This window comes from Bifidobacterium sp. MSTE12, from assembly GCF_000513015.1.
Lineage (GTDB): Bacteria > Actinomycetota > Actinomycetes > Actinomycetales > Bifidobacteriaceae > Bifidobacterium > Bifidobacterium dentium.
In genome coordinates, this window is sequence record NZ_AZYA01000019.1 from 53,905 (window position 1) to 65,678 (window position 11,774).

Annotated in this window: 9 protein-coding genes; all 9 read left to right on the forward strand. The window is 63.3% G+C overall.

What is annotated here, in order from left to right; all coding sequences use genetic code 11:
- The first annotated feature begins 289 nt into the window (after positions 1-289).
- The 9 genes from HMPREF1494_RS05455 (at position 290) to HMPREF1494_RS05500 (ending at position 11,458) form a co-directional block, all read left to right on the forward strand.
- Entirely contained in the window at positions 290-2,560 is a 2,271-nt protein-coding gene (locus HMPREF1494_RS05455; RefSeq protein WP_051404723.1) for a sialidase family protein, read from the forward strand.
- A gap of 33 nt (positions 2,561-2,593) precedes the next feature.
- Positions 2,594-3,418: a FadR/GntR family transcriptional regulator gene (locus HMPREF1494_RS05460; RefSeq protein ID WP_229059266.1), complete on the forward strand. Its 825-nt coding sequence runs from the start codon at positions 2,594-2,596 to the stop codon at positions 3,416-3,418.
- Positions 3,419-4,311: 893 nt separating this feature from the next.
- Complete coding sequence (locus HMPREF1494_RS05470) at positions 4,312-4,947, forward strand: hypothetical protein (RefSeq protein WP_034520609.1); 636 nt, start codon at positions 4,312-4,314, stop codon at positions 4,945-4,947.
- Positions 4,948-5,028: 81 nt separating this feature from the next.
- Positions 5,029-5,493: a hypothetical protein gene (locus HMPREF1494_RS05475; RefSeq protein WP_129880121.1), complete on the forward strand. Its 465-nt coding sequence runs from the start codon at positions 5,029-5,031 to the stop codon at positions 5,491-5,493.
- A 147-nt stretch (positions 5,494-5,640) separates the two neighbouring features.
- Positions 5,641-5,922: a hypothetical protein gene (locus tag HMPREF1494_RS05480; protein ID WP_129880140.1), complete on the forward strand. Its 282-nt coding sequence runs from the start codon at positions 5,641-5,643 to the stop codon at positions 5,920-5,922.
- Between the two features lie 4 nt (positions 5,923-5,926).
- Positions 5,927-7,957, forward strand: coding sequence for a hypothetical protein (locus HMPREF1494_RS05485; protein WP_034520614.1), 2,031 nt, complete (start codon positions 5,927-5,929; stop codon positions 7,955-7,957).
- Positions 7,958-9,445, forward strand: a complete 1,488-nt coding sequence (locus HMPREF1494_RS05490) for an SCO6880 family protein (RefSeq protein WP_034520617.1) — start codon at positions 7,958-7,960, stop codon at positions 9,443-9,445.
- A gap of 82 nt (positions 9,446-9,527) precedes the next feature.
- Positions 9,528-11,024, forward strand: coding sequence for an ATPase (locus tag HMPREF1494_RS05495; RefSeq protein WP_129880123.1), 1,497 nt, complete (start codon positions 9,528-9,530; stop codon positions 11,022-11,024).
- Positions 11,021-11,458, forward strand: coding sequence for a hypothetical protein (locus HMPREF1494_RS05500; RefSeq protein ID WP_231495344.1), 438 nt, complete (start codon positions 11,021-11,023; stop codon positions 11,456-11,458). Before HMPREF1494_RS05495 ends, HMPREF1494_RS05500 begins: the two co-directional genes overlap by 4 nt.
- Positions 11,459-11,774: the final 316 nt, after the last annotated feature.

The following is an 11,774-nucleotide window of genomic DNA, read 5'->3' on the forward strand; positions in this document are numbered from 1 at the left end:
AACAGAAGAATACGGAGCACGCTTCGTTGGTTCCCTCCGCGAAACGGCACGCCATCCACCGGCGGATTCAGCCACCTCGCCTTGTCTGCTTGGCGGTTCGTCTCATATAAGAGTCATGCAAGTCGAGATGCCCCGCAACACTATCGTCAAAGTGGACATTGATGGTCGTTGAATATGAGCCATAGCGCTTCTTGGCGTTGATTCCTTTGTGTTTCAGAAAGTCATGATACACTTGTTATGTCATCAGACATCATATGTCTGGGTGGTGACCAAGAACGAAGGAGTTGCCGTGGTCTCGTCATACGCATGGTCCGCCAATGATTTTCCTCATCAATCAGGCTCTATATCAATACGATTCGAGACGTCAGTCGACACGCCGCTCATGGTGATTCGCTCGGACGACGCGGTGTTGATGTCAGTCGCGGTCAGACATGCCGCGTTGTGGGTCGAGTCTCCGTCCAATGAGCCACCCATTGAACTCGATATCGAGGACACGTTTGGCGTTGGCCTTGGTGGTAGGCATGACCTTACCTTGACCTTCGGCGAATTTGGCACGCGTGTGTATCTTGACGGTTATCAATGCTTCGCTAATGCCACTAACCTGGTGCCGACCCGTTATGCCGAACAAGGCATCATCGAGACGGCGAAGGGCGTCGTCTCCAATATGACGATTCATGACGAGGCCTTGAATAGCGAATGGATTGCCGCCTCTACCGTGTCGCCGATCGCCGATGTCGAATTCGCCGCCGCGTATTTGGCTGGACATGACCTACGACGCATCGAGAAACTGTCTGCCGGAACCATTTACGCCTGCTTCCGCGTGCGCGGCATGAATCAGTTCGGCACCATTGTGGCCGCGGCCAATGAGCAGGGCGAGGCGATGAACGTGTCCATCGACGACGAAGGCTTCACCTACAGAATACTGGTAGATGGTGAATGGGCCATCTACCATGCTGCCGGCCTATGGAATGACGGCGGGTTCCATGACCTGGCCATCAGGGCTTTCCGCGGCGCCATTGACATCTATGTAGATGGCTACCTGCAGTTGCATCAGCCAGGACAGTTTTTCCTAGATGCGTTGAACGGATTGACTAAGTTTTCCATCGGCGAGGACACATCTGGTTCTCGACTGTATGGCGAAGTGCGTAATGGCGGCATATTTGGCTATGCGCTAACTGATGGACAGATTAAGGCCCTTGCCGGTGTCGAACCTACGACTGATACCGCCATTTTCGATAAGGGGTACGAAGGGTCCGCCAGCTACCGCATCCCTTCATTAATCACCACTGCGTCGGGCGTACTGATCGCAGGCGCCGATCAGCGTGTGACGATATCAAATGATTCGCCCAATGAAATCCATTTCGTTATTCGTCGTTCGCTTGACGGCGGCGCGACTTGGTTGCCAATGCAGACGGTGATTGCTTATCCCGGCAAGGGATTGAATGGAGCTTCCACCATCGACTCCTGTCTGGTGGCTGACCGGGAGACCGGCCGCGTGACGGTTTTGATTGATCATTTTCCTGGCGGCGTCGGATTCGCGAATGCCGAACGAGCTATGGGCGTCGATGCTGAAGGCCGTTTTGTGCTGCACGATACCAATGGCGCGCAATACCTGTTGCAGGAGGATGGTTCGGTTACTGATTTAGAGGGCGTCGCCACTCAGTATCGCGTTGATGATAAAGGAAATGTGACCCAAGGCGACAAGCCGCGAGGCAACATCTACCTCAAGTCGGGTATCGATCCTCATGAGAGTCTGCTGACCCAACGAACAAGTTATCTTGTGGAGGTGCATTCTGATGATGACGGCGAAACCTGGTCCGCTCCGCGGGTAATCAGCCACATGGTTAAGGAGGAGTGGATGGGATTCCTTGGCGTTTCACCGGGCAATGGCATCCAGCTGTCGCAAGGGCACCACAAAGGGCGTCTGCTGATTCCATACTATCTCACAGGCGATTCAGCCAAGTATAATGCTGGCGGTGCGTTGTATTCCGATGACCATGGAGAAACATGGCACCGTGGAATGTCGATCAATGAAGGACGAATCAACGATGGTCGGATCATTGACGAACGACACATCGATCGTGACGAAGACACCACACATGAGTCAGTGTTCATAGAACGCGCCAATGGTGATGTGGTTGTGTTCTTCCGTAATCAACATCCTTGCGGTCACGTGGGCCGGGCCATCAGCCATGATGGAGGCCAGACTTGGGATGAAGTTAAATTCGATCCCGTGATTCCCGAGATTTTCTGCCAGCCGAACGCCGTCATGATGCCCGACCCCACCCGCAAGGATTGGCGGATTGGCGAAGCCTCGGATACTGTCGTCTTTGCGAACGCCTCGATGATGCGTCCGTATCGTGGCTGTGGCGTACTGCGTTTAAGCCATGATGGCGGCAACACATGGGATGTAAATCGCTGTTTCAATCCATATCACTACGTATATCAGTGCATGTCCGTTCTCCCGGATCATTCACTAGGATTGTTATGGGAGCGTGAAACCGCGGGATTGTATTTTACCATTCTGCCGTCCCAATGGTTCGGCAAAAATGCGTTGTGATGATGCGTCCGTCGGAGAGGAAAGGAAATCGCCATGATAGGAACTGCGACAAACAGGGAAGAAGAGAATCATACCGTCCCCCCGTCTTTAGTATTTCTGTCTCGTGTCGCGGCAGATGACCTCACTCCCGCGATAGCGACACGTGCTTCCCAACGCAGCCGTTGTGATGAGGCGATGGATACGATTAAGGCATATATCGTCCGTAAACGATTGCATCCAGGCGATTCACTACCCACTGAAACTGAACTTTGCGAGATGATGAAAACGTCGCGTTCCTCCGTGCGGGAGGCGGTGAGCAAACTCGAAGCATTAAATATCGTCAGTGTGGAGCATGGCAAAGGAACCTTTGTAGGGTCATTATCGCTCGATCCAATGGTGGAGACCCTTGCGTTGCGTTCAATGGTATCCGTTGGACAGAATTTCGAGGACCTACGTAATGTTGTGCAACTACGTCGCTTCCTCGACATCGGATGTGCCGACGAAGTGTGCATCGCGTTACACGGGATTCCGCAGCCGGAACTGAGTGCGATCGCGGCACAAATGACACAAGACGCACTTGCCGGCAAGACTTTCCTCCGTGAGGATATTAATTTCCATATCGGCATTCTGCGCAATCTCAATAACGCAGTGGCCGAGCAGATGGTGCGCTGTCTGTGGCAAGTGCATATGGCGGTTTTGCCACAGCTTGATTTGCAGGTATCCGCTTCGTTGAGCCAGACGGCCGAATCTCATCATCGTATGCTCGATGCGGCGATTGCCGGGAATGTCGCAGCGTATCGTCAGGCAGTGATTGACCATTACGAACCAATCGAATCGATTCTGAACGCCGAACTGAATGTTAACTCGCACCATTCATAGAGGGTCGTGTCGGCTACTATCTTTCTACGTTGATTCGTCGTTCCGCATTCAGTGACCACTAGGATTCTTCGCCACTGACCCGTGAATGCGACTTCAATCTGGAAGGCATAGCCTTATACTCCGCTCATTGTGCCATCCCGGCTTGAAGCGATATTCAAGCGCGAAATCACTAACGATACATGGATGGGCCTTATAGGTCAGTTGAGAATGCACCCTGATCCTTGGCGTTAAGCAGGTGCCAACGTCAAAAAAAGGGAGGCAATGCGGTAGATGCGAATCCAAGCCGCAAGCGAATGCGACAGGCTGGGTCAGTGGCGGGCGAGAGGCGTTTCGTTCCGGAAAAAGACCGGCAGCGCCCGGGAACTCATCGGATCCACCGCTGCCGGATACGTCATCGACCAAAGCCATGGCAAGCTTGACGACCCGAACACCTCATGTGCACTACCAATCGAGCTAGAGCCATGACCTTCTACCTACATCTGTCGGAGAAGCCCACGCCAACATCCAGCAATCCACAGTACCGTAAAAAGCACAAGCTCAATGTACCCCAATCTCGTCCATGAGGAGGCAGCGCGTTCACGTCGTTAGGCGACCAGGTTCCGCAGACGATCAGTGGCGACCACATCGTATCGCACTCCCGTTCCCAAGACCATTGCCGTCCCGCAAAGCCGACACTCGAATCAATCAGCATCATCATTGGCTGTGCTTCCCCCGCCCGCTTCTCCCTATCCACTCGCATACGTATATGCATGCTCACAATATATATTCGGCCGTCTTCACATTGCTTCGTGGGTTGGGAAACCTGTAGACGTGGTGCACCGTCATGGCCCGCCCGACGGATCAGGATGGAATGGCATCCGGATCAAGGACAATGTCGATGAAAGGCCGGTGAAATGACACAGGCAACCCGCCAGCAAGTCGAGGACATGTACGGGCTCCTCGAGGATATGAAGGCAAGCAGATACCGTACGGGCGTCTCGAGGATTGCGGACGACCGCGTCGTCTCCGCATTGCGGGGCATGGTCGAACCGAACGGGCTGATGGACGCGGTCATCGTCAAGATCACCCGGCCGGACACCCCGTTCGAGGATTTCGACGTCATCGCCGCATTGGACGGGCGGTCCACCTGGAATGTGTTCGAGAACCTGCGCTCCATCATGCTGCCGTCCGACTACGACGTGTCGCATGCCATCGCCTGCTCGTTCCTCCAGGACATCCCGGCCCTGTTCGAGGATTTCGCGTGTCTGATCCAACCATCCGCCGATCGGGCCGGCGCGTACCGCATCGCCGCGTCCATCAGCTATCTGGAAGGCGATTCCGCAGCGAGATGCAAGCATTTCGCGGATCTTTTGTTCCGTGTCAAACCTGAGGACGAGATGCTCAGGAACCTGTCGGCCGCCCTGATCCACGGCATCGAACCGAACCATCGGACCGGAACGGACGGGCCGGACGGAGAACGCGAACGGCCGCGCGCCGACGCCATGGCGGATACGGGCCCGTCCACCGACGGCCATACCGTCCGCCGTTGAACGGGAGGTATGGAGATGATGAACCAGCCGGCCTTGCCACCACGCCCCGTCACCGGTCCGGCCTTGCCGTCGCGGCCGCCCATGACACGGCTCCTGCCGTCGTTTCCGGCGCAGCCGACCGACAGGGTCTGGCTCGTCGCCGCTCATGGGGGAGCGGGATGCACCACCATCCTCATGAGCGCGAGGGATCGGTATGCGGAGGCGGGCCGTGCCCTGCCCGTCAGCACGGACCCGTCGAGACCAAGCCGGATCGTCCTGTGCTCGATGTGCACGGGGCGCGGGCTTGAATCGTTGCGTTCCCTGCTCGCGGATTGGGATGCGGGACTGTTCGGCCCGACCGTCCTGTGTGGCGTCGCGGTCACCATGCCGACCGTGAGCACCCCGCGTGCCCTGCGCAGGGGCGTCCTGCTCGTCGGCTCCGTCGCACCGTATCTGTGGCGTCTGCCCCATATCAGGGGCCTTGACCTCGACGGGTTCCCCGAACGGTATCCGCGTGCCTATGCGCGGATGGCCGGGGAACTCGGCCGGCGGGACGGAAACCTGTAGACGCCGTGCCCCGTCGGCCCTACCGTCAGGGCCGACGATGGGATGGACATGACCATCATCCGAAAAGGAGAGAAGAACATGCTGTCCGAAATCCTTGCCGCGAAGATCACGGCCACGATCACGGCCGCGGAGGCCACCGCCTACGGCATGGTCCTCGCCGACCTGCAGAACCCGAAGGCATGCCTTCCGCCGGGCTTCTCCGGCCCCGTGGCCACCGCGCTCGGCTGGGTCAAGGCCCTCGGCCTGGTCGTCGCGATCGTCGCGCTGATCCGCATCGGCGTGCACGTGCTGCGCCAGCAGGGCGACGGCGTGCCGGACCGTGACGACACGTTCGACAAGCTCATCAACTGGGTCGTCGGCATCTTCATCGTCTCCGGCGCGCTGGCGTTCATGAGCGCGCTCGGCCTGTCCGTCGCGGAAAGCTGCTGAGCGGATGGCAGGCCGGCGCAAGGGCCGCCTGGCCGCGATCCTCCTCGCGCTGGCGGCGACGCTCTCCCTCACGGCATGCGGCGGGCCGAACTTCGACTCGCTGAAGGGCGACCTCAAATTCGGCGACGAGGAGATCTCCGACACGCAGACCGTGTATTCCATGAAGATCCCGTCCGGCGGGGTCGGCAAGCTGATCCGCGGCAACCAGCTCGCCTACGCGCAGGCCAACTGGGCCAACGCCATCAACCCGTACTTCAACGGCAGCGCGAAGGCGTATCTCGCGGCGGTCCCCGCGAACCAGTGCGTCGCCCTCGCCAACACCTACCAGGAGGAGACATCCGAGCAGGGACCCTGGACCTACAACGCGTCCACCGGCTCCTGCGACAAGACCCGCAAGCTCAGCTGGCTCGAGAAGACCATGTGGACGATGTACGAGCAGCAGTCCGACGACACGATCGACTGGCTGAGCACGAGCCGCAACACGCTCGTCGCATCGTCCGGCACCGTGTCCACGTTGCAGGCCAACGCGACCCCCATGTACGACGCGTGGGACGCGAACGCCAACAAGTACCTCAACATCGCGCAGGCGGTGCTCGTCATCGCCGCGGCCATCAGCCTGACCATATTGGGCGCGCGCATCGTCTGGCGGATCGGCGAGGCGTCCGGCGGCGGCATGGACGGGCATCTGCTCGGCCGGGTCGGATGGATATTCCTCGGCGTGTTCATGGGCTCGTCCGCCGCGTCCATCGCCCTGATGTTCTTCAAACGCGCGTCCACCACGTACATGGGCGACCCTGCGGGCGCGTCGCATGTGACGAACCCGTCGCTCATGTCATGGACGCCCGGCGAGGGGACCTCGTTCTTCGTGTCGGACTGGGTGAGGCTCCAGGTCGACCCGTTCCTCCTGATCGCCGCCGTGTGCGGCGTGCTCGCGGCCGGCTTCAAGCTCATCACCACGCAGGAGGGCCGCGACCTGATCCCATTGGGCAAGGCGTTCATGTGGGCCATGCTCACCAGCGTGTGCCTGGCGGGGTTCGTCAACCTGTTCCAGGGCACCGTGGACACGTGGACCGCCGGCGTACTCAAGGCGGCCTCCTCGATGATGAAGACCGCGTGGAGCCACAACACCCTCGCCGCGAGCGAGTTCTTCAACCTCGACCTGCCCATCGCCCTGGCCCTCACCATCGTCATGTGGCTCTGCAACCTCATCAGCAAGGTGTTCTGCTACCTGCGCGCCGGCCTGCTGCCCATCATGGTCGGCGTCGCGCCCATGTGGGCGGCGATGAGCTGGACGGAGACCGGCCGGCAGGCGTTCGGCAAGGTCATGGGATGGCTGTTCGCGTTCCTGCTGTACAAGCCCGTGGCCGCGCTGGTCATGGCGGCCGGCTGCTCGATCATGGTCACCGCCGGATCCGGGGACGACAGCCAGGCCATCACGCTGATGCTCACCATCAGCGTGATCGTGCTCCTGCCCGCGATGATCAGGCTCATCGTCCCGGCGGTCGCGGGCAGCGTCGGCGGAGGCGGCGTCATCCCGTCCATGCTCGGCGGCATGGCCGGCATGGGCGTCATGGCCGCCGGCGGCGCGCTCAAGGCCGGCGCGAAGGCCATGACGGGCCTGGCCTCCGGCGGAGGCAGGCCATCGGCCCCCGACGGGGCGAGGCGGACGGCCGGCGCCTCCGGCGGCGACCCTCCGGGCGGCCTGTCCGGCACCGGTCCAGGAACCGGCAGCGGTCCCAGAACGGGACCCACGTCCGGCGGCGCGTCCCCGCCCGACGATCCCGACCATGCGTCGGGCGCGGGCGTAGCCCCGGACGGGGCGAAGGCGGCCGGCCCGGGACCCTCCGCGTCCCCGTCCGGGGCCGCGAACCCATCCGCCGGCTCCGGCGGCCCGCCCGCCGGCGGGACCCCCGACGGCGCGCGCGCCGTGCAGGGGCCGTCCGACGCCCCGTCCGGCGCCGGACCCGTCCGAACGGACGGGGAAGGCCCGGACGGAGCGAACCGCACCGCCGCACGCAAGACCAAGGAGTTCTGAATGGCTTCCAACACCACCTACGGCGATTGGATGCGCCCCATCGCGGGCGGCATCCGCAACATCGGCAGACCCCTGACCCTCGCGGGCCTCGGCGTGCTCGTCGTCACCCTGATGCTGTCCATGGTCAACGTGGTCGCGGCCATCGTCACCGCGGCCGTCGGCATCGGCGCCATCACGGTGCTTGCCGTGCGCGACCGCGAACACCGCAACGTGCTCGACCGGACGGTCGAACGGCGCACCTGGCTGGCCGAATCCCGCAAGGGCCGCGCCCTGTACCGGTCCGGCATGCTCGCCCCCGTCGAATCCGGCCAATGCCGGCTGCCCGGCATCCTGTCCAGGGTCTCCCTGGTCGAGGCCGACGACGGGTTCGGCGAACGGTTCACCCTCATGCGCCACGGGCACACCGGCGAATATTCGCTCCCGTTCGCCTGCCAGCCGCAGGGCGCGGGACTGGCCGACGATGACGTGGAGGACGCGTACGTGGCCTCGTGGGCGGGCCTGCTCGAGGCATTGGGCAGCGAGGCCGGCGTCACCCAGCTCGCGGTCACGGTGGACACGTCACCGGATTCGGGCGTACGCTTCCGCCGTAACCTGGCCAGACGCACCGTCGCTGACGCGCCCGAACTCGCCGCCAGGGCGATGGCGCAGATCATGGACCTGTACGCGTCCGGCGGCGCGTCCAGCAGCGTGGTCCTCACACTCACGTTCCGCTACGTCGACGCGCGCACCGGCAGGTTCCTCGAACCCGACGACGCGGCACGCCGGATCGGCCAGCTCGTACCCGGCCTGATCCGCCGCATCGCCGACGCGGGAGGGGGCACGGCCCGCATGCTGACCATCGACGAGATCAGCCGCATGGTGCGCGTCGCGTACGATCCGGCCGCGCAGGACACGCTCGAACGGGACGGGGAACGGCCGTGGATCGCATGGGAGGACGCCGGGCCGGTCGCCTGCGAGACGGGTTGGGACCATTACCGGCATGATTCGGGCGTGAGCCGTACGTGGGAGATGTGCGACCCGCCGAAATCGAACGTGACCAGTTCGACGCTCACCCGCCTGCTCGGCCCGTTGGCGGACTGCGACCGCAAGCGCGTCACCGTGATCTTCCACATCCTGCCGCCCGACAGGACCGCGTTCATGGCCGAACAGAACAGGCAGAGGGCCGCGAACCAGGTCAGCCAGGAGCGACGCGCGTCCATCGGCGCGATGAGCCAGGTCAACAAGGCCAACCGGCAGGCCATCGAGACGAACAGGGGAGCTGTCATCGTGTTCTTCGGCCTGCTGGTCACCGCGACCGTGCGCGCCGGCGAGGGCGAGGCGATCCGCCTCGACGCCGCCACGCATGCGGTCGAGGGCGCCGCCGGCAGTGCGAGGATCGACCTGCGACCCTGCTACGGGGCCCAGGACAGCGCGTTCGCCGCGAGCCTGCCCCTCGGCCTGAACCTGCGGAACTACACGCCGCCGAGCGTGTTCAACCAACTGTCATGAGAACGGGGAGGCCATCTTGAAACCGAAACGTGAGGGACGACGTCCCGCCATACGTCACGGGTCCGGTCCGGACGATCCGGACATGCCGACCTTGCGCGCCAGCCCGCCGCCGGCGCCCCGGCCCGCCACGTGGCGTGGACGGGACGGCAGGGGCGGCGGCCGGGCCGGCCTGATGCCCACGGTCGACGAGTTCTTCGGCACCAGCACGCAGGTGTGCGGCGGCTTCTGGCCGTTCGGCACCGACATGGCCCTGCCGGTCGAGGGCGTGCCCATCGGACGGAGCATGACCACCGGGGCGGGCGTGTGCTGCGATCCGATCAGCTGGTTCCGCGCCGGCATCATCGAACAGCCGAGCATGTTCGTCATGGGCCTGCCCGCGATCGGCAAGTCCACGTTCGTGCGACGCCAGGTATGGGGCATGGGCGCCCTGGGCATGAACGCGATCATCCCCGGCGACCTCAAACCCGACTACGCGCGGCTCGTCCGTCTGCTCGGCGGACAGGTCATCCGCCTGGGAAGCGGCCTGGGGTCCATCAACCCGCTCGACCCGGGCGACATCCATGCCGCGCTCAGGAGCCTCGCCGGCACGGCCCGCGAGGACCTGCTCGCCGACTACCACGAGCGGCGCAGCGCGCTCATGGAGGTGCTGCTGACCATCAGCCGCACCGGCCGCGAGGAGGGACGGCGCACCGTGTCCGACGTGGAGTCCAACGTGCTCGCCACCGCGCTGAGGATCCTGCACGACCGCACCAGGGACGATCCGAAGCCTCCCGTGATCCCCGACCTGCGCGACCTCATCAGGGAGGGCACGCCCGAGATCCGCGCCGCGGCCGTGTTCGACGACCCCGAGAACGACCAGGCGTACGCGAGGGCCGTGCGCGACCTGCTCGCCAGCCTGCATGGGCTGGCGAACCCGATGGGACGGTTCGGCCGCCTGTTCTGCGAGCAGACCACCGAACGCATCGACCTGTCCCGGCCGGTCGACTTCGACATCAGCGCCCTGGCGCAGGGCGGCGACGACGTGGTCGCCGCGGTGCTCGCCGCGACCTGGTCGGGCGCGTTCGCCGCGAAGAACGCGACCGACATGATGGCCGAGGCCGGACTGCTGCCCCGACGCAACCACGTCATCATCATGGACGAGATGCACCGGGCCCTGCGCGCCAGCCCGCTCATGGTCGACCGGCTCGACCTGCTCACCAGGCTCAACCGCCAGTGGGGCGTCGGCCAGATCATGATCACGCACACGTTCGCGGACCTGATGTGCCTCGACACCGAGGCGCAGAACAACAAGGCGCGCGGGTTCGTGGAACGCAGCAAGATCAAGGTCCTCGGCGCGTTGAGCCGTACCGAGATCCGACGCTACCTGCGCGGCGAGTCCGGACTGCCGATCAGCGTACGCGAGGAGGACATGCTCTCCGATTGGGCCACGCCGACGAACTTCGACGCGAACGCGAGCTTCAAGGGCGTCGGCAAGTTCCTCGTCAAGCTCGGCGGCCTGCCCGGCATCCCGGTCAACGTGCAGATGTGTGACATCGAACGGTCGGGCTTCAACGACACGAACATGAAATGGAGCCGATGATGGCGTCCACGGCCCACCCGCTTCCGGATGCGTGGCTCGGCACGCGCCTGCAGCTCGCCATCCGTGACCTCGCCGTCGTCAACGGATACGCGGACTCGTTGTCCGCCCGCCTGGCCGGCCGGCATGCGAACACCGGCCTGACCGGTCCGGGCCGAACGTTCGCCGTCGCCTCGATCATGGTCACGGGCGCGCATTCGACGCTCCTGTTCCGGCCCCTCGCGCTCATGGAGCCCAACGCGTTCAGCGCGTTGATCACGGACCGGTCCGGCATGCTCGTCTGGCAGGAGGATACCGACCATCCCAGCTATTACGAGGCGTACGACCTCGTCCGCCGCGCGTTCGCCACGCTCTGCCGCCGCGAACGCGAGCAGGTGGCGCGCGCCCTCGCCTCCCATGATCCCGCTTCGGATGCCGGAACCAACGGGACGGATTGAGGGTTGCCGAGCATGAACCGGGCCACCCATACGAGCCATGTGGGCCGGCCGTCGCGTGACCCCCGCATCCCGATCCCGCGGTTCCCGGCATCCGTAAGCGGATACGCATATACATATGTACTTACATGCGTATCCGCCCGCCCCTCTTTTCCGGAGGGCCTTGTAGACATCGTGTCCCGCGCCGCCGGCCGGCACGGCCGACAATCGCCTTGGGACGCGGGACGGCATGCCGTCGCCCGCCAGGGAAAGGAGCCAGGACATGCCGAGAAGCACCATCGATCCGAACGCCGCCGGGACATTCCAGACCGGCGGCCGG

Coding starts and splice junctions, on each gene's coding strand:
- HMPREF1494_RS05460 (WP_229059266.1), top strand. CDS start 2,594: ATGATAGGAACTGCGACAAACAGGGAAGAAGAGAATCATACCGTCCCC.
- HMPREF1494_RS05470 (WP_034520609.1), top strand. CDS start 4,312: ATGACACAGGCAACCCGCCAGCAAGTCGAGGACATGTACGGGCTCCTC.
- HMPREF1494_RS05475 (WP_129880121.1), top strand. CDS start 5,029: ATGACACGGCTCCTGCCGTCGTTTCCGGCGCAGCCGACCGACAGGGTC.
- HMPREF1494_RS05480 (WP_129880140.1), top strand. CDS start 5,641: ATGGTCCTCGCCGACCTGCAGAACCCGAAGGCATGCCTTCCGCCGGGC.
- HMPREF1494_RS05485 (WP_034520614.1), top strand. CDS start 5,927: ATGGCAGGCCGGCGCAAGGGCCGCCTGGCCGCGATCCTCCTCGCGCTG.
- HMPREF1494_RS05490 (WP_034520617.1), top strand. CDS start 7,958: ATGGCTTCCAACACCACCTACGGCGATTGGATGCGCCCCATCGCGGGC.
- HMPREF1494_RS05495 (WP_129880123.1), top strand. CDS start 9,528: ATGCCGACCTTGCGCGCCAGCCCGCCGCCGGCGCCCCGGCCCGCCACG.
- HMPREF1494_RS05500 (WP_231495344.1), top strand. CDS start 11,021: ATGATGGCGTCCACGGCCCACCCGCTTCCGGATGCGTGGCTCGGCACG.